Genomic DNA, 22,701 nt, shown 5'->3' with positions numbered 1-22,701 from the left:
CGTTCGGGCCGGGCCGCCGGCCAGGCGTGTCGAGGAGACTCTCCGGCCGAACAGAATTCGGTCTCGCGCATTGTGACGGGCGAGGAGCATGTTCAATGGCCGCAAGACCCACCTGGCAGGGACATCTGAAACTGTCTCTGGTCACCTGTCCGGTGGCGCTGTTCAGCGCAACCACCAGCACGAATGACGTCCGGTTTCATCTGATCAATCCGGAAACCAACAACCGCATCCGCATGGTGCCGACCGACCCGGATACAGGTCCGGTCGAACGCAGCGACCTCGTGCGCGGCTATGAGGTGTCCCGGGACGAATACGTCCTGTTCGATGACGCCGATTTCGACGCGGTCCGGCTGGAAAGCACCCGCACGATCTCGATCGACAAGTTCGTCGACGAGGCCGACATCGACAGGCTGTTCTGGGACGACCCCTTCTTCGTGGTCCCTGAAAAGGGCGTGGGGGTGGAGGCGTTCGCCGTGATCCGCGACGCCATGAAGAAACAGGGAAAGGTGGCGCTGGGACAGCTGGTGCTGCGCGGCAAGGAACGCCAGTTGGCGCTGGAAGTGAGGGGCAAGGGGCTGGTCGCCTATACGCTGCGGGCCCATGACGAGGTCCGCGACGCCGACGACTATTTCGATGATATCCCCACGGTGAAGGCCGACGCCGGCATGGTCGAGATCGCCGCGCGCATCATCGACCAGAAGCAGGCCGATTTTGATCCGAAGGATTTCAACGACCGGTATGACGACGCCCTGCGCGAGATGATCAAGGCCAAGACCAGCGGAGGCGGGGGAACGGTCGATGTGACCGAGCCCGACGACACCAATGTCATCGACCTGATGGCCGCCCTGAGGCGGAGCCTGAAGGGGTCGGCGAAGACCCCGGCTACCAGGTCGGCGAAGACGACGTCGACGGCCAAGGCCCCCCAAAAGGCCGCTGCGGCTAAAAAAACGCCGCCGAAGACGGCCGGGAAACCCGCCGCCGGGCGAAAGAAGAGCGCCGCCTGACGTCCGCACGCAGTGCACCCGGCCTCAGCGGGCCGGGGACGGAATCCCCATGGCCTTCAGGGCGCGCCTGACGCTGACAGCCGACCGGCGGAAGTCGGCCCAGGGGTCCGGAGCCTTCAGCAGGTCCGGCCAGGTCCAGAGGTTGAACTGAGAGGGGTCGAGTCCCGGCTTCACCTGTTCCCACGCCAGCGGCAGGGCGATGCCGGCGCCGGGTCGGGCGCGCGGCGACCAGGGGGCCACCGCCGTCGCCATACGCCCGTTGCGGAGATAGTCGATGAAGATCTTCCCGCTCCGCGCCTTCCTGGCGAGAGAGGTGGTGAAGCGATCGGGCGTATCGGCGCGGATCGTCTCGGCCAACGCCCTGGCGAAGGCCTTGTTCTGGTCCCATGAAATACGGCTGCGGGTATCGGTGCGGATCGGCGCCACGACATGCAGGCCCTTGCCGCCCGTCGTCTTCACGAAGGCGGGAAGTCCCAGATCGTTCAGGCGGACCTTCACCGCCAGGGCCGCAGCGATGACGTCGGCGAAGTCCAGGCCCTGATCAGGATCGAGGTCGAAGGTGATCTGGTCGGGCGTCTCCGGATCGCCGGGCGCGCAACCCCAGGGATGCAGCTCCAGCCCCCCCGACTGGGCGATGGCGACCAGACCGCCGACGTCGACAGCCGCGACATAGGGGGTCCGCGCCCTGACGTCGATCAGGCTGAGCCGGGGGCTGGACCCGGCCATAGCGTGGCGCTGGAAGAAGGTCTCGCCGCCGATACCGTCAGGCGCGCGAATGATCGAGGTCGGACGATCGGCGACATGGGGCAGGATCCGGCCGGACGCCGCCTCATAGTAGCGCGCCAGATCGGCCTTCGAGATCGCCGGACGATCCCCCACGTCCGGCCACAGGATTTTGTCGGGACTGGACAGGGTGACGCCGGCCACCGTCACCCGCGCCGCTCTGGAGCGCGTCCCCGGCCCGCGCGATGCGGGCCCGGGAGCGGCCGTGGACGGGGCCTGCGGGCGGGCGGTGACCTCGGCTGCGGTCTTGTCCTCCCGCAGGCCCTTGAACGCTGCCTGCCGCAGGGACCCCGACGCCGTATAGCCGCCGTGTTCGATCTCGGCGACCAGCACAGGCTTCACCCAGTGAATGTCCTTTCCCGTCGCCGGCGCCCCGGGGCCGGCAAACGGGCTGACATCCGAAGCCTGGGCCTTGAGGGCGGCCATCAGGGCCCGGGTCCCCGCCTCGCCATAGCCGGTCCCGACCCGGCCCAGCGCGCGAAGCCCGCCGTTTTCGCGGACCCCGACCAGCAGGGACTTGAACCGGGTCCCGCCTTCGGACGCCCAGCCGCCGATCACGACCTCGTCCCGGCCCCGGCATTTCGACTTGACCCAGCTGGACGACCGGCCCGCGTGGTAGGGGGCGTCCAGCCGTTTTGAGATCACGCCTTCCAGATCCATCCGGCACGCGCTTTCAAGCACCGCCTGTCCGGTCGAGCCGAAATGCTCAACGTACCGCAAACACCCGCCGGGGGCGCCGACCCGGTCGACCAGGGCCTGAAGCCGCGCCTTGCGGTGCGACAGAGGCAGGGAACGCAGGTCCTCGCCCCCCTCGAACAGCAGGTCGAAAGCGAAATAGACGAGGTCCTCCGTCCTTTCGTCCGAAATCGCCGCCTGGAGTCTGGCGAAGTCGGGACTGTCGTCATCATCCAGCGCACAGAGCTCGCCGTCGATCACGGCGTCCGGCCATGTCGCCGCCCTGGCCGCCAGACCGGGAAACCGGTCGCTCCAGTCGAGGCCGTTTCGCGTACGCAGGACGGCGGCACCGCCGCCGACCCCGATCTGGATGCGGTAGCCGTCGAACTTGATCTCATGAACCCAGCCCGGAACACCGGGTGGGTGGTCGGCCGCCTTGCACAGCTGGATCGGAACAAAGCCCGGCGGACGATCGACCGCCGCAGGTCTTGCGACGCGGGGCCGGGGGGCGGCCTTTCGCCGGGCGGGTCTGGAGGTCGTCCATTGGGCCGTCCCCCCGGCGATTTCCGCCAGCGACCGTCCGGTCGTCACCGAGGCGTCGATCTCCGCCAGGGCGTCGCCCTCGCCGGCGATCGCATGGTCGTCCTTTTCCTTGATCAGAAGCCAGTTCTGACGCTTCGAGGGCTTGCCGCGATCGGACTTCAGCCGGACCAGCGCCCAACCGCCCTTGAGCCGTTCGCCGTCCAGAACCATCTTGACGGACCCTCGCGCAAAATCCGCCTCGAGGGTCTCGGGATGCCGGGGAGCCCAGGTCCCTGTGTCCCACATCTGTACGGCGCCCGCGCCATAGTTGCCGGCGGGGATCGTGCCTTCGAAATCCCCGTACTCCAGCGGGTGGTCCTCGACCTCAACGGCCAGCCGCTTCACTCCGGGATCGCGCGACGGCGCCCTGGTCACCGCCCATGACTTGAGCACGCCATCATGTTCGATACGGAAGTCATAGTGCAGGCGCGTCGCCGCATGCCGCTGGACGAGGTAGCGCAGCGCCCGGGTTCCGGGGCTGCGGCCCTTGCGGCCCTCGGGCTCAGGCGTCTCGTCGAACCGACGTTTCGCCGCGTAACGGGTCAGGTCTCCGCGCATCCCATCATAATACGCAGGGGTGCGGACCGTTGCAGACGGGCCTGGTCGCCGCCTCCAGCCGCGTCGCCTCGACCCACCGTCTCAGCCGCAACCCGGGTGGACGCACGTCATGACGTCGAAGCCTAGGCCGCCAGTCCGGCCGTCTGCAGCAGGCCCCTGATTTCCGAGAGGGCGGCGGGGGCGTCGGCCAGGGCGGTGCGGGCGTCGGGAGTGCGCATCAGCTTGAGCACCTCGGCCTTTGCGCGATCGGCGACGGGGCCCGTGGGGCCGGTCTGGCCGGCGGCCAGGCGCAGCAAGGCGGTGATCCGGTGCGGGGCCGGGGCGCCGGCGCGGGCCATCTGGACGACCAGCCGGGCGTCGGTCTCGATCAGACCGCCCAGGCCGCCGATGGCGGTCGTCAGCCGCTCCTGATCGGGCTCGGACAGGGCGCAGGCGCGGATGGACCGCTGGAGACCGGCCAGGACCGCCAGCTTCTGCACCGGATGGACGCCGGGCGCGCGCATCTCCGCCTCGAACCGGATGGCGGTCAGGCTGGCGTCCAGCCACCGCGCGGCGGAGCGTTTGTTGGCCGCCCCGGTGACGTTCTCGCACAGCCGGATCAGGGTCTCGATCTCCTGGAGCGCCGTATCGCGACCGGCCGTGCAGGCCGCGACGAAATCGGCGGTGACGAGGGCCTTCGACCGTTCGATGAAGGCGGCCTGGACCTCCTCCACGGTCAACAGCCGTCCGGCCGTCGCCGTCAGGGCCCCGGCCAGGGCCCGCAGGATGCCGATCTCGCCCAGGGCGTCGCCGGGCCGGAGCCGACGCGGCCCCATCAGTTCGCGCAGCACCAGCCGGCCGAGCGCCCGGGCCAGGGCGGGAAACCGGCCGGCGGAGAGCGAGGCGGCCAGCCGGGCGGCCGGACCCTCGACCGCCGGGATCATCGCATCCATACGCGGCTCGATGCGCAGAAGGGCCTCGATCTCTGCCGGCGCCGACATGCGCACGACGGCGGCGAGGCTCGCGCCCTGGTCCAGGTCCGGGCCCAGAATCTCGGCAAGGCCGGTGCGGGCGCCCAGCATGTCGCACAGGATCTGCTCGATCTGGCCGAACACGAGGGCCTGGCCGGGCCCTTCGGCCGGCGCCTGGTCGACCATGTCCATCAGGATGCCCAGCCGCTCGCGCGCGCCGCGACCGGCCGAGGCGGCGCGGCACAGGACCCCGCCCATGATAAAGGCGCGGTCGGCCCGGCCCTCCAGACCCTCGGCGATCCGGGCCAGGGGCTCGGCGCCGACGTCGGGAAAATGGTTGCGGCGACCGGCGGTCAGCAGGCGCGTCACCGTCGCCTCCGCCAGCCGCTGATAGTGGCGGATCAGGTCGTGGGTCGACTGGCCGGTGGTCTGGCTTTCGGGAATGGCGACCTTCTGGATGGCGTGTTGCAGCTCGACGCCCGAGGCGTCGAGCTTCTCGGCCAGATCCGGCCGGTGCAGCAGTTCATAGGCGGTGACGCGGTTGCGTTTCAGCCAGTCTTCCAGAACCTCGGAGAGTTTCTCACGGGCGATGGGGGCATAGAGGTCGGCGGGGGCGTTGCAGGTGGGCTGGCCGTCGGCGGTGTCGACCCCGCGTTTGCGCTTCGGCTCGGGGGCGCCGCGCGTCAGGATGGTGACGCTGTGGAAGGCCATGGTGTCCGGATCCAGGGTCTCCTTGGTCACCCGCACCGAGGCCGCCAGCTGGTGGCGCAGGGTCTCCTCGGCCGTGGCGATCGCCGCCGTACGATCCTCGGTCGCCATGGCCAGGGTCCAGGACGACATGGGGGTCTTGCGGACGAAGATTTCGTAGTGGATCGGACCGGCCATACGCCCGATCATGCACGACAGGGCTTAAGGCGAGGTTTGCAGGGAAACCCTGATCGGACCGCCGCCCCTTGGCCCCACGGCCTCATCGCCCTAATGTCAACGCGTTCCACGGCGAACGGTTACGCTTGTCATGCGTTATGACGGCGAAGACGAGAGCGGCCGACGGCGGTCGCCGGATTACGAGGAGGGCCGGTTGGCCAACATCACCCTGGTCGATGACGACGAGAATATCGTCGCCTCGGTTTCCCTGGCGCTGGAAAGCCACGGCCACAAGGTCACGGCCTGGCATGACGGCGTGTCGGGACTGGAGGCGCTGGAGAACCAGCCGCCGGACCTGGCCATCCTGGACGTCAAGATGCCCCGGATGGACGGGATGGAGGTGCTGCGCCGCCTGCGCCAGACCTCGCAGATCCCGGTCATCATGCTGACGTCCAAGGACGAGGAGATCGACGAGATCCTCGGCTTCAACCTGGGCGCCGACGACTATATCCACAAGCCGTTCTCGCAGCGGCTGCTGATCGAGCGGGTCAAGGCCCTGCTGCGGCGCACGGGCGCCGACGGCGGCGAGCCCGAGCCCTCGGCCGAAATCTCGGGCAAGGCGATCCGGCGCGGCAAGCTGGTCATGGACCCGGCGCGCCACGAAAGCACCTGGGACGGCCGGCCGGTGAAGCTGACGGTGACCGAGTTCCTGCTGCTGCAGGCCCTGGCCCAGCGCCCCGGCTTCGTGAAGAGCCGGGACAACCTGATGGACGCCGCCTATGACGACCAGGTCTATGTCGACGACCGCACCATCGACAGCCATGTGAAGCGGATGCGCAAGAAGTTCCGGGTCGTCGATCCCGAGTTCGACGCGATCGAGACCCTGTATGGCGTCGGCTATCGATACCGCGAAAGCTGAGCGTTCGGCGTCGCCGGGCCGGGATCATGCGCGGCTGGAGCTGACGCGCAAGCTGAACCGCTTCGGCGGCTCCCGGCTGGGCGGGCTGATCTTCGCCCTGAACCTGATCAGCCTGCTGATCCTGCTGGGCGGCGCCCTGGCGCTGAATGAATGGGACCGGGGCCTGGTCGAGGCGCGGCAGGACTCCCTGGTCGGCCAGGCCGAGCTGCTGGCCAATGTTCTGGCCGACAAGGAATATACGGTCGGGGAGCCGACGCCGCAGTTCAACCCCGTGGCCGTGCCCCAGCTGCTGCTCGACCGGTTCATTCCGGAGGGCCAGCGCGCGCGCCTCTATGACGCCGATGGCGTGATGTTCGTGGATTCCGTGGGTCTGGAGCCCGGCGCCATCGATCTGAAGCCGTTCGCCGATTCCTTTGCGGTGACGGAGGTCATTCCGGGCGCCCCCCTGCCGCCCGCCCGGCCTGCGGGGACGCCGGTCCGGGCGACGCCGGCGGCGGAGGAGGCCAGGGCCAGCGATCGTCAGCTGCGGGCCCGCCGGGAACTGGTCGAGGAGGTCAACGCCGCCCTGGCCGGCCAGACCCAGAAGACCCTGCGTCAGGATGAGGACGGACGCCGGGTGGTGTCCGTCTCCATCCCCGTGCGCCACGTCAACCAGATCCTGGGCGTGCTGACGCTGGAGGCCGGCGACGTCGACCAGATCCTGGCCGCGCAGCGACGGGCCCTGATCCCCTTCGCCCTGGTGGCGCTGGCGGTAAATCTGCTGGCCTCGGTGCTGCTGCATCTGTTTGTGGCGCGGCCGATCATGCGGCTGTCGGCGGCGGCGGACCAGGTGCGGATGCAGCGCGCCCGCGCCATCTCCCTGCCCGATCTGGAGGGCCGCCGCGACGAGATCGGGGATCTGGCCAAGTCGCTGGAGACCATGACCGAGACCCTGTCGGACCGGATGGACGCCATCGAACGGTTCGCCGCCGACGTCAGCCATGAGATCAAGAACCCCCTCACCTCCATCCGCTCGGCGCTGGAAACGCTGGAACTGGTCAGGGAGCCGGCCCAGCGCGAGCGTCTGACCACCTTGTTGCAGGCTGACGTCAAACGGCTGGACCGGTTGATCACCGACATCTCCAACGCCTCGCGTCTGGATGCCGAACTGTCGCGCGAACGCCCCCGGCCCATCGATCTGAACAGCCTGATCAGCGACATCGCCGGGGTCTATGAGACCAGCCTCAAGCCCGGTCAGGCGCGCGTCGTCCTGACCCCCGTGGCCGACGACATCCGGGTGCTGGGCCGTGACGGCCCCCTGGGTCAGGTGTTCCGCAACCTGATCGACAACGCCCGTTCGTTCAGCCCCGAAAACGGCGCCGTACGGATCACAGCGGCCCGCTCGGGGGTCGATCCCCATACGGCGCTCGTGACGGTCGAGGACGACGGCCCCGGCATCCCGGCCGAGAATCTGGAGACGGTGTTCAAGCGGTTCTACACGTCGCGGCCCCGGGGGCAGGGGATGGGCGGCACCGCCTTCGGCGCGAATTCCGGCCTCGGCCTGTCCATCGTGCGCCAGATCGTCGAGGCCCACGGCGGCCGGGTCCATGCCGAGAACCGCATCAAGGACGGAGCCGTCGCCGGCGCCCGGTTTGTGGTCGAATTGCCCACCACCCATCTGGCCGTGGTCCGCCGCCCTCCCCCCGGCATCGAGTGACCCCGCCCATCCATGCGACCTCCGTCGCCTGCAGAATGTCGGGCGGCTGGGCCGGCGTCCTGCTGACCGGCCCCTCGGGCGCGGGCAAGAGCGACATGGCCCTGCGGTTGATCGCGCGGGGCTGGCGGCTGGTGGCCGACGACTACAGCCGGGTCTGGGCGTCTGGCGGCGCCGTCTGGGCCGCGCCTCCCGAGACCCTGCCCGCCGGCCTGGCGGGCCATATCGAGGCGCGCGGACTGGGCATCATCAAGGCCGGGCCGGGCCGGCCCCTCGTGCGTATCCATCTGGTCGCCGCCTGCGGCCGGGAGGCCGTCGAGCGCCTGCCCGAGCCCGAGTTTGAGGTCGTCGCCGGCCTTCCCCTGCCCCGGCTGGCGCTGGATATCCGGCCCGCCTCGGCCACCCGAATTCTCGAGCATGCGCTGGAGCGGACGCTGGAGAGGAAGGCGGCTGGCCGGAGGGCCTGCGTCGTGTGACGCGAGGCCGCTTTCAACCTGTCCGGTATTCCTTTATTCAGGCCCCCTTGCTGTCCGCGCCGGGCTTCCTCCCCGGCCCGAAACGCGGACGCGGAAACGGGGCGCTGACTTGGTGAAGCCTTCATGATCGGGCTGGTGATCGTCACCCACGGCGGCCTGGCGTCCGAATTTCTGGCGGCCATGGAGCATGTGGTCGGCCCCCAGCGCGGGGTCGCGGCCATCTGCATCGGCCCCGAGGACGATATGGAGCGCCGCCGTCGCGACATCGTCGACGCCGCCGCCGCCGTGGATGACGGCTCCGGCGTGATCCTGCTGACCGACATGTTCGGCGGCACCCCGTCCAACCTCGCCATTTCGGTGATGGAACAGACCCATGCCGAGGTCATCGCGGGGTTGAACCTGCCCATGCTGATCAAGCTGGCCAGCGTGCGCCAGCGCGAGACGCTGGAGGCCTGTGTGGCCCACGCCCAGGACGCCGGGCGCAAATATATCTCTGTCGCATCGTGGGTTCTGGCCGGAGACAAGTGATGAGCGCGCCCGTCAGGGTCGAGGCCCGGATCTGCAACGCCCGGGGTCTGCATGCCCGCGCCTCGGCCAAGTTCGTCAAACTGGCCTCCGCCTTCGAGAGCGAGATCCAGGTCACCCGCGAGGGGGTGACCGTCGATGCCCGTTCGATCATGGGGCTGTTGATGCTGGGCGCCGGCATCGGCTCGACGGTGGACATCGCCGCCGAGGGCCCCGATGCCAACGAGGCGATCGCCGCCCTGCTGGATCTGGTCGCCCGCAAATTCGACGAGGACGCCTGAGCCGCCATGGCGGAGACCCCGCCCCGGTTGCGCCTGATTGTCGGCCCCGTCGGATCGGGCAAGACGACACGGGCGGGCGACCGGGTGAGGGACCAGACCCTGGACGGCCGCACCATCGTCGGGGTTCTGGCGCGCAAGACCCCCGCGGGACGGGTTTTTCACGATCTGGCGACCGGCGAGGAGACGCCGATCGAACACCCCGATCCGGATGAGGCGACCGTCGCCGTCGGTCGGTTCCTGTTCCGGCGGGCGGCCTTCGACTGGGCGATCACACGGATCGAGGCGGGTCTGGCCGCCGGCTGCGACGCTGTGGTGATCGACGAGGTGGGGCCGCTGGAATTGCGGGGCGAGGGATTCGCCGCCCTGCTGGACCGGCTGGCGACCCTGCCTGTCGAACGGGTGCTGCTGGTGCGCGACGAACTGGTCGAGGCGGTCATCGCCCGGTTCGGCGCGGATGTCGGCGCGGCCGAAATGGTCCGCGAGGAGGCGCCCTGAATCGCCATCCCCCGAAACCGGCGATTGCGCCCCGACGTAGGGGGTGAGACGCTGGCCCTCCATCGGAACCGCCCATGACCGACCCTTCCCCCGGATTGACAGAGGCTCCGCCGACGGGCCGGCCCACCGGCCCCGAGCAGCGTCCCGACCGGGCGCTGGGCGATGGCCGGATCGCCGTCTGGCGTCATCCCGCCGTGGTCCGGATCACCCACTGGATCAATGTCGGCGCCGTGGTGGTGCTGTTGATGAGCGGGATCAACATCCTGATGGCCCATCCGCATCTGTACTGGGGGCTGAAATCGACCTTCGCCGATCCCTGGTGGAGCGTGCCGCGCGCGCCCGGGTTTCTGATGCTGCCCTCGTATCGCAACCTGGCCGAGGCCCGGACCTGGCATTTCTTCTTCGCCTGGGTCTTCGTCTTCAACGGTCTGGCCTATCTGGCCTGGGGCGCCGCGACGGGCCGGTTCCGGCGCCGGCTGTGGCCGACCCGCGCCGATCGGGCCGGGTTCTGGACCTCGGTCAGGGACCATGCCCGGTTCCGCTTCGCCCATGACGAGGAGGCGCGCGCCTACAATGTCATTCAGAAGCTGACCTATCTGGCCATGGTCTGGATCGTCCTGCCGCTGATGCTGGTGACGGGCCTGTCGATGTCGCCGGGGTTCAACGCCATCGGCGGACTGTTGCTGGAGCTGATGGGCGGACGCCAGTCGGCCCGGACACTGCATTTCCTGTCCGCCGGCCTGATCGTCGGCTTTGTCGTCATCCATGTCGGACTGGTGATCTGGACGGGGCTGTTCAACAACATGCGGGCCATGGTCACGGGCTGGTTCGTGATCCGGCCGTCGCCAGACTCCGCAGCGCCCGGGGAGGATCAGCCATGAGCCGCTTCCTGCTGGACCGTCGCAAATGGCTGGCCGGGGCCCTGGCCACGGCCAGCGTGGGCCTGATGTCGGCCTGTGACCGGGTCACCTCGCCCGTGGTGTTGCAGGCCCTGCGTATGGCCGAGGGCCTGACCCGCCGGGCCCAGAGACTGATCGTGCCCCGCGAGGCCCTGGCGCCGGAGTATTCGCGCGCCGACATCTCGCCCGACTTCCGGCCCAACGGCTCGATCAATCCCGCGGCGGCCGACTATGTCGCCCTGCGCGACGGCGGGTTCGCGGACTACCGGCTGGAGATCGGCGGCCTGGTCGAACGGCCCCTGTCCCTGTCGCTGGCCGAGCTGCGGGCCCGGCCGTCACGGACCCAGATCACCAAACACGACTGCGTCGAGGGCTGGACCTCCATCGCCGAATGGACCGGGGTGCGGCTGGAAACCCTGCTGGACGAGGCCGGGTTGAGGCCGGAGGCGCGCTATATCGTCTTCCACTGTTTCGACGCCCTGGACCAGGCCGAGGACGGGGTGCGCTATTATGAGTCCATCGATCTGGTCGACGCGCGTCATCCGCAGACGATCCTGGCCTGGGCCATGAACGGCCGGACCCTGCCGGTGCCCCACGGGGCGCCCCTGAGGCTGCGGGTGGAGCGGCAACTGGGCTATAAACACGCCAAATACATCCGCCGTATCGAGGCCGTCGAACGCTTCGACCACATCGGCGGGGGCAAGGGCGGCTATTGGGAAGATCAGGGGTACGAATGGTACGCGGGAATCTGATGGCGGCGGCGCTGCTGGCGCTGGCTCTCGGCGGGTGCGCCACGGTGGTCCCGGCCTCCTGGCGCAGCGTGCCCGACGGCGAGGCCATGGCCGACGCCTATCCGGGGTTCGCCGCCGACGCCGGGGTCGAGGGGCGGGCCAGTCTGGTCTGTATCGCCGACGCAGCGGGCCGGCTGGGCGACTGCAAGGTGGACGAGGTCCGGCCCGCAGGCCTCGGCTTCGATGCGGCCGCCCTGTCGCTGACCCGGCGGTTCGAGGCGGTTCCGAAGACCCGGAACGGGACGCCCGTGCCGTCCGAGGTGTCGTTCCGCATCGTCTTCGCCCTGCCTCCGCTCGAACCGGTCGCGCCCTGGACCGGTCCCGAGCCCTCGGACGCGCATCTGGCCGTGGCCCGGGAGGTCGCCCCCCGTTTCGTCCCCGGCCTGAGGCAGGGGCCCGAGGCGATCAGTCTGGACGGGCTGGACGCCGACCGGGTCGAGGCGGTTCAGGCGATGATCGACCGGGTCGAACGCGAGTTCCGTCCCGACGCCGTCGAGGCCACGGCCCGGGCCATGGCCCGCACCGTTCCGCCGCAGACCCTGCAACTCCTGATGGTCGGTCAACGCCGCCCGCCGCGCCCGAACATGACAGACGCCGAACTGGCCAGCGCCGGAGACCGGGTCCTTGAGGTCCAGTTGCGCGCCAACGCCCGTCTCAACGCCCTTTATTGCGCGGCCTACGACTGTGACGACGGACGCTGAGGCAGCCCAGGGCCTGGCCGCGTCGACGGTGCGGATACGCCGTCATGGATTGAACCGCGCAGGATACGGCCTATCTATCGGTCACGGTCCGCGTCTCGCCGCTCACGGGGGACAGGCGGGCCGCAGTCGCTGGATTCTGGACTGAGCTATGACGACACGCACCCTCCTGTTCGACAGTCCATTTTTGCTGGGCTTCGACCAGACCCGCGCCCTGATCGACCGCGCCGCCAAGGCCGCTGCGGAAAGCTATCCGCCATACAATGTCGAACAGCGCGGCGAACGCGACGTGCGCATCACCCTGGCCGTGGCCGGCTTTACGCCTGACGACCTGTCGATCACCCTGGAAGGCCGTCAGATGACCATTGCCGGCAAGCGCGAGCCGTCCGGCGAGGATCAGGCCTTTCTGCACCGGGGCATCGCAGCGCGGGGCTTCATGCGCAGCTTTGTTCTGGCGGACGGGCTGGAGGTCTCGGGCGCGCAGCTTGAACACGGGCTTCTGCACGTCGACCTGACCCGGCCCGAAGGCGCCCAGGTGGTCCGGCGCATCCCCATTACGGCCGGCTGAGCCGGTTCCAGACCCTGAAAGACGCGCCGGGAGCCGGACAGGCCTCAAGGCGTTTCCCCATTGAAGGAGGCGCCCCATGACGCCCACGACCAAGTTGAGCCCCAAGGATTTCGCCGGTCTCGGCGCGCCGGACCTTGTCTATGTGCGCGAGATCAGCGCCGCCGACATCCTGTCCGATGTCCTGACGGAAGAGGCCGAGCGTCTGGATATCGATCCGGACCAGACCCTGTATGCCGTGCACGGGGCCGACGGCGAGCGGCTGGCCGTAATGCTGGATCGCGAGACCGCCTTCGCCGCCGCCGTCGCCCATGAACTGGAGCCGGTCTCGGTCCATTGACCGGGCGGGAAGGTCGCGAGAGCCTCAGGCGGCCGTGGCCGCCTCGTCACGGACGAAGAGGGCCCTGATCGCATCGACCGTGCGGGCCTGACGCAGTTTTTCGCGCAGTTCGGGCGCTCTCAGGGCGCGGGATACCGCCGCCAGGGCGCGCAGATGCTCGGCGCCGGCTCGCGGCGGGGCGAACAGGGCGAACACGAGGTCCACCGGCCGGTCATCCATCGCATCGAACGCCACGGGCGTTTCCAGCCTGAGGAAGACCCCCCGCACAGTCTCAAGCCCCTCGACGCGGGCATGGGGGGCGGCGACGCCGGACCCGAGGCCGGTGGAGCCCAGAGCCTCCCGTTCCAGCAGGGATTCCAGCAAACGCGCCTCGTTCAGGCCAAGCGCGGCGGCGGCGGCCTCGGCGACCATGTTCATGAGCTGACGCTTCGACGAAGCGCCGCTGCGCAGGACGATGCCGTCCCCCGCCAGCAAATCACCGATGTCCATCGATTCCTGACCTTACCCTCAAGGCCCCGACGGGGCGGCCGCGCGTCTAGCCGCTTCCGCCCCTTTCGGAAAGACCTGATCGATGTTCAGGCGTTCGGCGACGCCGAAGCCGGGGTTTGAGCCTCCGCCTGGCCGTTCGCCTTGCCGTGGCCATTGGCCGGGATCGTCCGCTCCGGATCAATCCAGCCGACATTGCCGTCGGGACGGCGATAGACCACCGACAGACCGCCGTGGGCGGCGTTCCGGAACAGGACCAGGGGATAGCCGGTCATGTCCAGTTCGGCCACGGCGCGCCCGACCGTGATGGTGCGGATCTCTGACTGGGTCTCGGCGATGACCATGCCGACGGGCGGCGGACCATCCGCCCCCCCGGCCTCGCCGAACACATCGTCCTCGACGATGTCGGGGTTTCTCAGAACAATGCTGCGCGCCACGTCGGCGGCGGCCATCTCGGTCTTTTCGGGCGACAGGCCCTTGGGACCGATGTGATGATCCTTGAGCCGGCGCTTGTAGCGGCGGACGCGCTTCTCAAGCTTGTCGAGACTGTCGGTGAACGCCGAATGGGCGTCCCCGCCGTGGCCGGTGGTCACAAGGCTCTGGCCCGAGGCGAGGCGGACCCAACAGTCCACCTTGAAGCCATAGCCGTCCTTGGACACCACGACCTCGGCGTCCTGACCGCCGCGTTCGAAGTATTTTCCGACGCCTTCCTGGAGTTCCTGGGAGATGCGCGAGCCTAACGCTTCGCCGACATCCACTTGCTTGCCGCTGATCTGGACTTGCATGCCCATAGAACGCGACGGTCTGCGTTTGGTGTCAATCACTATCACCGTTTTGTGGTGAAGGTTGGCGGGGAAAATTCCTCCTGTCGCTGAGGATTCAGCGATCCGGTCAGCCCGCTTTCAGCATCCGGCGGCGCTGCACCGAGGAGGGGATCCTGAGCGCCTCGCGATATTTCGCCACGGTGCGGCGAGCGATGTCGATGCCGGCCTCATTGAGCAGTTCGACGATCCGGTCGTCGGACAGGATGTCGCCGTCGCGCACCTCGTGGTCGATCATCGACCGGATCCGGTGCCGCACCGCCTCGGCCGAATGGGTCGAGGCCCCGTCCATCGACTGGATGGCGGCGGTGAAGAAGAATTTCAGCTCGAAAACCCCGCGCGGGGTCGAGACGTATTTGTTCGAGGTCACCCGGCTGACGGTGGATTCGTGCATGCCGATGGCGTCGGCCACCGTCTTCAGGTTCAGCGGCCGCAGGAATTCGACCCCGAAGGCCAGGAAGGCGTCCTGCTGGCGCACGATCTCGGAGCCGACCTTGAGGATGGTCCGGGCCCGCTGGTCCAGCGACTTGACCAGCCAGTTGGCCTGGGCGGCGCAGTCGGCGACATAGGCCTTTTCCGTCTCCGACCGGGCGCCGGCGGCCACGGTCGCATGATAGCGTTTGTCGACCAGAAGACGCGGCAGGGTGTCGGCGTTCAGCTCGACCTTCCAGCCCCCGGCCGGATCAGGCCGGAGGTGGACGTCGGGAATCACGGTCTGGGCCGGCTCGCCGCCGAAGCCCGCGCCGGGGCGCGGCGTCAGGGCCTTCAGCTCGCCGATCATTTCCGACAGGTCCTCGGCGTCCACGCCGCAGACCTGTCGCAGGGCCGGCAGGTCGCGCCGGGCCAGAAGCTCCAGATGGTCCAGCAGGGCCGCCATGGCCGGATCGAACCGGTTGCGCTCGACCAGTTGCAGCCTCAGGCACTCCGGCACCGACCGCGCCATGATGCCGGTCGGCTCGAACCCGTGACAGACCGCCAGCACGGCCTCGACCCGGTCGATGCCGCAGCCCAGCCGGTCGGCGACCTCTTCCAGATCGCCGCGCAGATAGCCGCCCTCGTCGACCATATCGATGAGGGTCAGGGCGACGGCGTGATCGCCCGCGCTGAACCCGGCCGAGGAGGCCTGGGCCTGGAGGTGTTCCCACAGGGTCGGTTCGCGATGGTCGGGACGCTCGCCGCCCTCGCCCTCGGAAAAACTCCCGCCGCCCTTGCCTACGCTCGACCAGTCGCTGAGCCCGGGCTGGGCCTCGTCGGTCATCCGGTCAGAGGCGCGCTCGCCGGGCGAGGCGTCGCCGAACACGTCGCCGTCGTGGGCGTCGATATTGTGGCTGCGCTCGGCGGCCTCGTGGTCAGAGAAGCTCAGTTCGGCCCCGTCGGCGCTGACCGTTGCGACAGGTGCGGCCTCGCCGTCAGCGCCCGCTGCGGGCTCGTCGCGCTGGAGCAGCGGATTGCGCTCCATCTCCCCCTCGACGAAGGCGTCGAGTTCCTGGTTCGACAGTTGCAGCAGCTTGATCGCCTGCTGCAGCTGGGGCGTGATGACCAGCCCCTGGCCCTGCCTGATCTCCAGCCTCTGACCGACCACGTCGTCCTCGCCCCCCGCCGGCCCCATCGGCCCCCGAACCCAGTGGCCCGGAACTTGCTGTGGGGCAGAATGGCGGGCAGCGGTTAACGCCGCTCTAAGCCGGCCCGTCGGAAAGGCTTAACCACGCTGGTTGGGGCGAAATTCACGCTCCATGGTCAGACTGTCCGCATTCATTCCCTGACCCGGCGCCACACCATGCTGATGTTCCGCCCGCTGCTGCGCTATGCCGATTTCAGGGGTCGCTCCAGTCGGGGCGAATACTGGCTGTTCGCGATCCTGCAGGGGGTCTGGTACGCCCTGCTTCTCGGGCTGGGCGGGGTCGCCATAGGCAATGGCGAACCCGGTCAGACGCCCCCCGGCGTGACAGTCGCTTTCGGCCTGGTCGGCATGAGCATCGTCGCCCTGATCGTGCCCAACTATGCGGTCCTGACGCGCCGGCTGCACGACAGCGGACGCGGCGCTGTCTGGCTGTGCCTCATGCTGCCGTCGGTCCTCAGCGCGATGATGACGATCGGCACGATCATGACGGCGGTCAGCGCCGTCGGCATGGGCGCCAGCCGTGAGGCCTTCGTGGGTACGGCCCTGGCCGGTCTGGGGGCCGCAGGGCTGCTGGGCCTGATCGGCATGGTCGGCCAGATGGTGATGTTCGTCCTCACCCTGCTGCCGGGCGCCCACGGGCCCAATCGTTTCGGCCCGGATCCACGGGACCCGACCGCCGTGACCGGCGATCCTTCGGCGGGCGGCGGACTTTCCGGCTATGACGAGAGCCACCTTGAGGAACTGTTCGCCCAGGCCAGACGCGAACAGGGTCTCTCCGCGCCAGCCGGGGTGTCCCCCTGCACGTCGGTCTTTGACTTCACCCCCGGCGGCACCGGCCCGATGATGCGGGTCGATCCGGCGCCGGCAGGCCTCACAGCCGCCGCGCCCGCCCGGCCGAACGCGGCCCCGGCCAACGCCGGCTGGGACGCGGGCGTCGCCCCGGCCCGCACCTTCGGTCGTCGCCGGGCCTGATCGCCGGATCCGCCTGTCCGGACGCGTTTGCACCCTGTCCGGACACGAAGTCGCTTTATCGGCAAGGCGAAATCCGGCCTGTTGCCGGTCATGACAGACCTCGTCCCTTCCGACCCCGCGCCCGAAACGCCCGCTCCCGAAACGCCAGACCGGCCCTCCCTGCTGCACGAGACGCTGGACCTGGTTCGCACCATCGGCGCCGGCCTTCTGGCCGCCCTGTGTCTGCATGCCGTCCTGTTCCAGCCCTTCACCATTCCGTCGTCCTCGATGGAGCCCGGACTGGTGACCGGCGACTATATCGTGGTGTCGAAATACCCGTACGGCTGGAGCGCGGCCTCGATCCCGTTCAGTCCGAAGGCGTCCCATGGCCGTCTGTTCGGCCGCGATCCGGCGCGGGGGGATGTGGTGGTCTTCCGCCTGCCGCGCGATCCGAACCAGACCTGGATCAAGCGGGTCATCGGCCTGCCGGGCGATACGGTTCAGGTGAAGGGCGGTCAGGTGGTCGTGAACGGCGAGGCCTTCGTCCAGACCCCGCTGGGCCTGACCCCCGATCACGACAATCCCTCGCGGATCGTCATGCAGGCCCGGGAGACCCAGCCGTCGCCCGACGGCAGGCCGGGCCGCACCTATCTGACCTATGACGGCGGCGGGGACCTGCCGGGCGACGACACATCGCCGATGGTGGTGCCCGCCGGCCGGTATCTGGTCATGGGCGACAATCGCGACAATTCGCTGGACGGCCGCTTCCCGCCAGATATCGGCGTCGGCCTGCTGCCCGCCGGGAACCTGGTGGGTCGCGCCGAATGGGTGCTGGCCTCATGGGAGCCCGGGGCGTCGCTGCTGAAGCCCTGGACCTGGGTGAGGCTCCAGCCGGGGCGGTTCCTGCGGCGGATTCGCTGAACGGCCGCCCGGTTCCGCCGACCCGCTTGCCAAACGCGTGTCCGGTCTTTCCAGTACCCCTGCGCACCAGGGGAACGCACTGATGACTGAAACGCCCGTCCGGGGTCCTGCGTCCTATTTCCCTTCGATCGAGAAGACCTATGGGCGACCGATCGCCGAATGGAAGGCGGTGGTCCGCGCCGCCGGTCCGGCCCGCCATATGGATCTGGTCGCCCGACTGAAGACGGCGTTCGGCATGGGCCATGGCCACGCCAACGCCATCGTCGTCCATACCCTGGCCGCGGATGACCCGAAGTCGCGCGAGGGCGAAATCGGTTAAGCCTTCAAGGCCGCCCCTGGAACTCCTCAAAGCTCACGACCCCGTCGCCGTCCCGGTCCAGACCGGCGAAGGCGGCGCGGTCGTCCGTGGCGTGAACCGCCCGGGACGCCGATTGGGCCAGAGACGGCGCGGCCGCCGCCCCCACCGCCAGCCCGGCGCCGAGGGCGACCGCGACGGTCCAGCCAGAACCGTGTCGGCGCTTTGTCGGCCGTGAGACGCCCGAAGCGATAAAGTCCCGCACGGCCTCGCTGGCGGTCAGCCCTTCCGTGCGACAGCGCGCCATGAAGGTCTGCTTCTCTTCATGGGACAGCCGGATCTCCAGCGTCTCGGTCTTCTTGGGCTGACGACTGGCGGACATGGCGGTCTCCCCTTCAGGTCAGGCGTACATTTCGCCGAGATAGACGCGGCGGACTTCCGGATCATGGATGGCGGCCTCGGCCGTGCCCTCGAACAGCACCGCCCCGTTCGACATGATCGAGACATGGTCGATGATGTCCAGGGTCTCGCGCACATTGTGGTCGGTGATCAGGACCCCGATCCCCTGTCCGGCCAGATAGCGGATGACCTGACGGATGTCGGCGATGGCGAGGGGGTCGATGCCGGCGAACGGCTCATCCAGCAGCATGAAGGCCGGCTTGCCCGCCAGGGCCCGGGCGATCTCGACGCGCCGCCGCTCGCCGCCCGACAGACCGGCGGCCGGGGCATGGCGCAGATGATCGATGCGCAGCTCTTCCAGCAGCCGGGTCGTCTCCGCGGCCACCGCGGCCTGACCCTTTTCGTGCAGTTCGACCACGGCCATGACGTTCTGCTCGACGGTCATGCCGCGAAAGATCGAGGCCTCCTGCGCCAGATAGCCCAGACCCATGCGGGCGCGCTGGTACATGGGCTGGCCGGTGATGTCCTCGCCATCCAGCCAGATTGAGCCGCTGTCGGCCGGGATCAGGCCGGTGATCATGTAGAAACAGGTGGTCTTGCCGGCGCCGTTCGGGCCCAGCAGGCCGGCGACCTCGCCCCTCTGGACGGTCAGGGAGACGTCGCGCACCACCTGACGGGCGCCGAAGCTGCGGGCGATGTTGCGGACCCTCAGGCCCTTGTCGTCCGGACGAACGGACGCCGCGGCCGGTTCGGCCGGGTCGTTCACATTGAGGGCCGAGAGTTCCTTGCGCGCCACGTGATATCCTGTCCGAAACCGGGCCGAGGCCTCAGTTGCCGCCGCCCTGGGGATAGAACACGCCCTGGATCCGCCCGCCCGAGGTCGAGGCCATGCTGGCGGCGCCGCTGTCGACATTATAGGTCAGGCGCGACCCGGTCAGGACGTTCTTGCCCTGGGTCAGGATGACGTCGCCGGTCACCACGATCGTGGCGGTCGAGACCGTATAGACCGCCCGGTCGCCCCGGATCGTCTCATTGGGCGTGACGTAGTAGACGCCGCCGGCCGCCGTCACCGTGTTGATCTGATCACCTGAACCGCGCGCGCCCTCGATGGCGTCGGCGCGCAGCCGGTTCGGCCCCTGGGTGATCTCGACCTGGTCGCGCAGCGAGAAGCCGGTCGGCGTGTATTCGCCGGTGTTGGCGCCGACCATGATGGGTTGTCGGCTGACATTGGCGCGGCCCGCCCCCGTCTGCGCCACCGCCCCGCCCACGACGGCGAACAGCGACAGGGCGGCGGCGGCCGCGAGGACGGATCGTTTCATCGACATCTCATTCACCCGCATCATTCGGCCCCTCAATTGTCGGCTGGGCCCGTGTTGAACACGCCCCTGATCTTGTTTCCGGGCGCGCCGTTGAACACCACCCGCTCGCCCTGATCATGGATGGCATAGGACGAAGCCGAAATTACGCCAAGTGGGCCGGAGCCGTTTACACCCTTTGAACCGGTCACGATTCCCGTCGCCGTATCCACCACCGCCTCGGGCGTGCTGAGGACGAAGCCGGACCCCCCGTCGGAAATCTTCACATTGGGTCCGATCGTGACGGTGCGCTTCGCCTCATCATAGACGCCGGCGTCGGCCGTCAGCTCGGTGACCTTCCGCCCGCCGAGGTTGAGCTTCAGCGCCGGGCCGACCAGACGGAAGCGGCCGGTCTGAGGGTCGCGCACCGCCCCCTTGGCGCCGATCTGGAAGGACCGCCCCCGGGCGTCCTGACCATGGAACATCAGGGCGTCGAAACGGACCTCGCGGCTCTGGGCGGCCTTGCGTTCCACCCCCGACATGACCGTGCGGAACACCGTCCAGGTCAGGGCGCCGCCAGCCAGCACCAGAATCAGGATCGGCAGGAGACGCCGGTACAGGGCCACCCGACGCGACCGCGCCCGCCATTTCGCCCCGGCCGCGGCCAGACGCGCCTCGTCGGCCGCACGGCGCGCGTCCGCCGCATCGGAGGGGCTGTCAGAAGAAGGCGGCGGAAGGTCGGTCATCGGCCCAGATCAAGTTCACAGCCTGTTCTCAACTATGGGCGAAAATGTCCATCTCTTCCCAGCCTTCAAGGTCGAGCCTCGACCGGGTCGGCAGGAAGTCGAAACAGGCCTGGGCCAGTCCGGCGCGGCCCTCGCGCGCCAGCATCAGGTCCAGCCGCGCCCGCACCTGATGCAGATACAGGACGTCGGAGGCCGCATAGTCCAGCTGGGCCTGGCTGAGTTCCGCCGCGCCCCAGTCGGACGATTGCTGCGCCTTGGACAGGTCGACCCCGACGCATTCGCGCACCACATCCTTCAGCCCGTGCCGGTCGGTATAGGTGCGGGCCAGTTTCGAGGCGATCTTGGTGCAATAGACGGGCGTCGTCTCGACCCCCAGCCAGAGCTGCATCATGGCGATGTCGAACCGGCCGAAGTGAAAGATCTTCAGCACGGCCGGATCGGCCATCAGGGCCTTCAGGTTCGGACAGTCATAGGCGGGCCGGTTCAGCCGTACGACATGGGCGTCGCCCCGGCCGTCCGACAGCTGGACCACGCACAGCGGGTCGCGGTGATAGCGCAGGCCCATGGTTTCGGAATCGACGGCGACCTCGGAACCGAGGTCGAGGCCGTCGGGCAGGTCGCCCTGGTGCAGATATACGGTCATGGCCCCGTCTATACACATTTTCTGGCGCTATGCTCGGCTCGCGGAGCCTCGCGCCCTGAGCGCTGGTTTCCGGCGCCATGCCAGGCCCGGAACGCGGTCACAAAAACATGCGAATCCCTGTTGACCGTATCCGGGCTCTGCCTTAGAGGTCCGCGCCTTCCGGACGAAGACGCCTCCGCATATGTATGGAGACGGCGCAGTCTGGGCCCAGATGGCGGAATTGGTAGACGCGCTGGCTTCAGGTGCCAGTGGCCGAAAGGCCGTGGAGGTTCGAGTCCTCTTCTGGGCACCATCTTTCTGAAACCCCGCTGCGTTCCGACGCAGCGGGGTTTTTGATTCCGGCCTCGTCAGGTCTCGCGCCCTTCCGTCCCGGCTGCGCTTGGTCTAATCGGACCCTGCATCGCCAAGGAGCCGTCCATGTCTGCGTTCACCCCCGGCCTCGTCACCGTCTTCGGCGGCTCCGGCTTTGTCGGAACCCAGGCCGTGCGCGCCCTCGCGAAGGCCGGCTGGCGGGTGCGGGTGGCGGTGCGCAATCCGAACCTGGCGCCCGAGCTTCGTCCGCTCGGCGATCCCGGCCAGATCCAGCTGATGCGCTGCGATGTGACCTCCAGGGCCGATATCGACGCCGCCCTGAAGGGCGCCGATGCGGCGGTCAATCTGGTCGGCATCCTGTATGAGGGCGGCAAGCGCAGTTTCCGGGCCCTGCATGTCGACGCTGCGGTCCACATCGCCGAGGCCGCGCGCGATCTGGGCGTCGGCCGTCTGGTCCAGATCTCCGCCATCGGGGCGGACGCGAACGGCGCCGCCGACTATGCCCGCACCAAGGGCCAGGCCGAGGCGGGCGTCCGCGCCGTCCGCCCCGACGCCGTCATCCTGCGCCCGTCGATCGTCTTCGGCGCCGGTGACGGCTTCCTGAACCGGTTCGCCTCCATGGCGACCATGGCGCCCGCCCTGCCCCTGATCGGCGGGGGAGAGACGAAGTTCCAGCCCGTCTATGTCGGCGACGTCGCCGAGGCCATCGCCCGCGCCGTCACCCGGGCGGATGCGGCTGGCCGCACCTTCGAACTGGGCGGCCCCGAGGTCTGGAGCTTCAAGGCCATCCTGCAGTACATCCTGCGCGAGACCGGCCGCGACCGGATGCTGGCGCCCCTGCCCTTCTTCGCGGCGAAGATTCTGGGCGGCTTCATGCAGATGACCCGGTTCGTCGGCATGGCCCCGCCCCTGACGCGCGATCAGGTGGTGATGCTGGAGACCGACAATGTCGTGGCCCCCGGGGCCGAGGGTCTGGCCGAGCTGGGCATGGAGCCGACGGGTCTGGAGGCCATCGCCCCGTCCTACCTGTGGCGCTACCGCAAGGGCGGCCAGTTCGCCGAGGGGCCGGCGGCGGCGGAACTCTCTGCCGCCTGACCCTGTCCTGCGGGTTTT

26 protein-coding genes and 1 tRNA gene are annotated in these 22,701 nt (G+C 68.9%); 17 read left to right on the top strand and 10 right to left on the bottom strand.

Features of this window, described 5'->3' with window-relative positions; all coding sequences use genetic code 11:
• Positions 1-95 precede the first annotated feature (95 nt).
• Positions 96-1,004 carry a non-homologous end joining protein Ku gene (gene ku, locus ACW17W_RS01985; RefSeq protein WP_492078847.1) on the top strand — a complete coding sequence of 303 codons (909 nt, stop codon included), beginning with the start codon at positions 96-98 and terminating at the stop codon, positions 1,002-1,004.
• A gap of 24 nt (positions 1,005-1,028) precedes the next feature.
• On the opposite strand, the gene ligD is transcribed toward ku, so the two are convergent.
• Together ligD and ACW17W_RS01975 are read right to left on the bottom strand one after the other, a co-directional pair.
• Complete coding sequence (gene ligD / locus ACW17W_RS01980; protein ID WP_492078845.1) at positions 1,029-3,602, bottom strand: DNA ligase D; 2,574 nt, start codon at positions 3,600-3,602, stop codon at positions 1,029-1,031.
• Between the two features lie 122 nt (positions 3,603-3,724).
• On the bottom strand, positions 3,725-5,437 hold the full coding sequence (locus ACW17W_RS01975; RefSeq protein ID WP_492078843.1) for a hypothetical protein: 1,713 nt from the start codon (positions 5,435-5,437) through the stop codon (positions 3,725-3,727).
• Between the two features lie 193 nt (positions 5,438-5,630).
• Between ACW17W_RS01975 and chvI the strand changes: the two genes are divergently transcribed.
• The 11 genes from chvI (at position 5,631) to ACW17W_RS01920 (ending at position 13,098) form a co-directional block, all read left to right on the top strand.
• Positions 5,631-6,335, top strand: a complete 705-nt coding sequence (gene chvI, locus ACW17W_RS01970; protein WP_492078841.1) for a two-component response regulator ChvI — start codon at positions 5,631-5,633, stop codon at positions 6,333-6,335.
• Positions 6,304-8,031 carry a two-component sensor histidine kinase ChvG gene (gene chvG, locus ACW17W_RS01965; protein WP_492078839.1) on the top strand — a complete coding sequence of 576 codons (1,728 nt, stop codon included), beginning with the start codon at positions 6,304-6,306 and terminating at the stop codon, positions 8,029-8,031. Before chvI ends, chvG begins: the two co-directional genes overlap by 32 nt.
• Positions 8,028-8,504: an HPr kinase/phosphorylase gene (locus tag ACW17W_RS01960; RefSeq protein WP_492078837.1), complete on the top strand. Its 477-nt coding sequence runs from the start codon at positions 8,028-8,030 to the stop codon at positions 8,502-8,504. Before chvG ends, ACW17W_RS01960 begins: the two co-directional genes overlap by 4 nt.
• A 123-nt stretch (positions 8,505-8,627) precedes the next feature.
• Positions 8,628-9,032, top strand: a complete 405-nt coding sequence (locus ACW17W_RS01955) for a PTS sugar transporter subunit IIA (RefSeq protein ID WP_492078835.1) — start codon at positions 8,628-8,630, stop codon at positions 9,030-9,032.
• A complete protein-coding gene (locus tag ACW17W_RS01950) occupies positions 9,032-9,310 on the top strand; it encodes an HPr family phosphocarrier protein (protein WP_492078833.1) in 279 nt (92 codons plus the stop codon). The genes ACW17W_RS01955 and ACW17W_RS01950 overlap by 1 nt, the downstream gene beginning before the upstream one ends.
• Positions 9,311-9,316: 6 nt before the next feature.
• Positions 9,317-9,805 (top strand): nucleoside-triphosphatase, encoded by a 489-nt coding sequence (locus ACW17W_RS01945; RefSeq protein ID WP_492078831.1) that lies wholly within the window; start codon positions 9,317-9,319, stop codon positions 9,803-9,805.
• Positions 9,806-9,879: 74 nt separating this feature from the next.
• Positions 9,880-10,686, top strand: coding sequence for a cytochrome b/b6 domain-containing protein (locus ACW17W_RS01940; protein ID WP_492078829.1), 807 nt, complete (start codon positions 9,880-9,882; stop codon positions 10,684-10,686).
• Complete coding sequence (locus tag ACW17W_RS01935) at positions 10,683-11,456, top strand: molybdopterin-binding protein (RefSeq protein WP_492078827.1); 774 nt, start codon at positions 10,683-10,685, stop codon at positions 11,454-11,456. The genes ACW17W_RS01940 and ACW17W_RS01935 overlap by 4 nt, the downstream gene beginning before the upstream one ends.
• Positions 11,438-12,196 carry a TonB family protein gene (locus ACW17W_RS01930; protein WP_492078825.1) on the top strand — a complete coding sequence of 253 codons (759 nt, stop codon included), beginning with the start codon at positions 11,438-11,440 and terminating at the stop codon, positions 12,194-12,196. Before ACW17W_RS01935 ends, ACW17W_RS01930 begins: the two co-directional genes overlap by 19 nt.
• Positions 12,197-12,344: 148 nt before the next feature.
• A complete protein-coding gene (locus ACW17W_RS01925; RefSeq protein WP_492078823.1) occupies positions 12,345-12,761 on the top strand; it encodes an Hsp20 family protein in 417 nt (138 codons plus the stop codon).
• Between the two features lie 76 nt (positions 12,762-12,837).
• A complete protein-coding gene (locus ACW17W_RS01920) occupies positions 12,838-13,098 on the top strand; it encodes a DUF1150 family protein (RefSeq protein ID WP_492078822.1) in 261 nt (86 codons plus the stop codon).
• Between the two features lie 24 nt (positions 13,099-13,122).
• Here ACW17W_RS01920 and ACW17W_RS01915 read toward each other — a convergent pair whose 3' ends face one another.
• The 3 genes from ACW17W_RS01915 to rpoN all read right to left on the bottom strand — a co-directional run bounded on the left by ACW17W_RS01915 (position 13,123) and on the right by rpoN (position 16,014).
• Positions 13,123-13,587, bottom strand: coding sequence for a PTS sugar transporter subunit IIA (locus ACW17W_RS01915; protein WP_492078820.1), 465 nt, complete (start codon positions 13,585-13,587; stop codon positions 13,123-13,125).
• 86 nt (positions 13,588-13,673) lie between these two features.
• Entirely contained in the window at positions 13,674-14,369 is a 696-nt protein-coding gene (gene hpf, locus ACW17W_RS01910; RefSeq protein ID WP_492080361.1) for a ribosome hibernation-promoting factor, HPF/YfiA family, read from the bottom strand.
• A gap of 106 nt (positions 14,370-14,475) precedes the next feature.
• Complete coding sequence (gene rpoN / locus ACW17W_RS01905; RefSeq protein ID WP_492078818.1) at positions 14,476-16,014, bottom strand: RNA polymerase factor sigma-54; 1,539 nt, start codon at positions 16,012-16,014, stop codon at positions 14,476-14,478.
• 168 nt (positions 16,015-16,182) lie between these two features.
• On the opposite strand from rpoN, the gene ACW17W_RS01900 reads away from it, so the two are divergent.
• The 3 genes from ACW17W_RS01900 (at position 16,183) to ACW17W_RS01890 (ending at position 18,217) form a co-directional block, all read left to right on the top strand.
• Positions 16,183-16,998 carry a DUF805 domain-containing protein gene (locus ACW17W_RS01900; protein ID WP_492078816.1) on the top strand — a complete coding sequence of 272 codons (816 nt, stop codon included), beginning with the start codon at positions 16,183-16,185 and terminating at the stop codon, positions 16,996-16,998.
• Positions 16,999-17,088: 90 nt separating this feature from the next.
• Positions 17,089-17,898, top strand: coding sequence for a signal peptidase I (gene lepB, locus ACW17W_RS01895; RefSeq protein ID WP_492078814.1), 810 nt, complete (start codon positions 17,089-17,091; stop codon positions 17,896-17,898).
• A gap of 82 nt (positions 17,899-17,980) precedes the next feature.
• Positions 17,981-18,217 (top strand): DUF4287 domain-containing protein, encoded by a 237-nt coding sequence (locus tag ACW17W_RS01890; protein ID WP_492078812.1) that lies wholly within the window; start codon positions 17,981-17,983, stop codon positions 18,215-18,217.
• A gap of 4 nt (positions 18,218-18,221) precedes the next feature.
• Here the strand turns inward: ACW17W_RS01890 and ACW17W_RS01885 are convergent, their stop codons facing one another.
• Genes ACW17W_RS01885 through ACW17W_RS01865 form a run of 5 tightly spaced genes read right to left on the bottom strand, consistent with a single transcriptional unit; the run spans position 18,222 to position 21,276 of the window.
• Positions 18,222-18,575 (bottom strand): hypothetical protein, encoded by a 354-nt coding sequence (locus ACW17W_RS01885; RefSeq protein ID WP_492078811.1) that lies wholly within the window; start codon positions 18,573-18,575, stop codon positions 18,222-18,224.
• Positions 18,576-18,593: 18 nt separating this feature from the next.
• A complete protein-coding gene (gene lptB, locus ACW17W_RS01880) occupies positions 18,594-19,388 on the bottom strand; it encodes an LPS export ABC transporter ATP-binding protein (RefSeq protein WP_492078809.1) in 795 nt (264 codons plus the stop codon).
• Positions 19,389-19,419: 31 nt separating this feature from the next.
• The gene (locus ACW17W_RS01875) at positions 19,420-19,911 is read right to left on the bottom strand and encodes an LptA/OstA family protein (protein WP_492078807.1); all 492 of its coding nucleotides are present in this window, start codon (positions 19,909-19,911) and stop codon (positions 19,420-19,422) included.
• Positions 19,912-19,943: 32 nt separating this feature from the next.
• A complete protein-coding gene (gene lptC, locus ACW17W_RS01870) occupies positions 19,944-20,633 on the bottom strand; it encodes an LPS export ABC transporter periplasmic protein LptC (RefSeq protein ID WP_492078805.1) in 690 nt (229 codons plus the stop codon).
• A gap of 28 nt (positions 20,634-20,661) precedes the next feature.
• Entirely contained in the window at positions 20,662-21,276 is a 615-nt protein-coding gene (locus ACW17W_RS01865) for a ribonuclease D (RefSeq protein ID WP_492078803.1), read from the bottom strand.
• A gap of 205 nt (positions 21,277-21,481) precedes the next feature.
• Here ACW17W_RS01865 and ACW17W_RS01860 point away from each other — a divergent pair.
• Together ACW17W_RS01860 and ACW17W_RS01855 are read left to right on the top strand one after the other, a co-directional pair.
• Positions 21,482-21,568, top strand: a tRNA-Leu gene (locus ACW17W_RS01860).
• Positions 21,569-21,693: 125 nt separating this feature from the next.
• On the top strand, positions 21,694-22,683 hold the full coding sequence (locus ACW17W_RS01855; protein WP_492078801.1) for a complex I NDUFA9 subunit family protein: 990 nt from the start codon (positions 21,694-21,696) through the stop codon (positions 22,681-22,683).
• Positions 22,684-22,701: the final 18 nt, after the last annotated feature.

The organism is Brevundimonas sp. FV1ye29L (assembly GCF_058681095.1).
The sequence above is the reverse complement of the archived record's forward strand: the minus strand, read 5'-3'. Positions and strand labels throughout refer to the sequence as shown.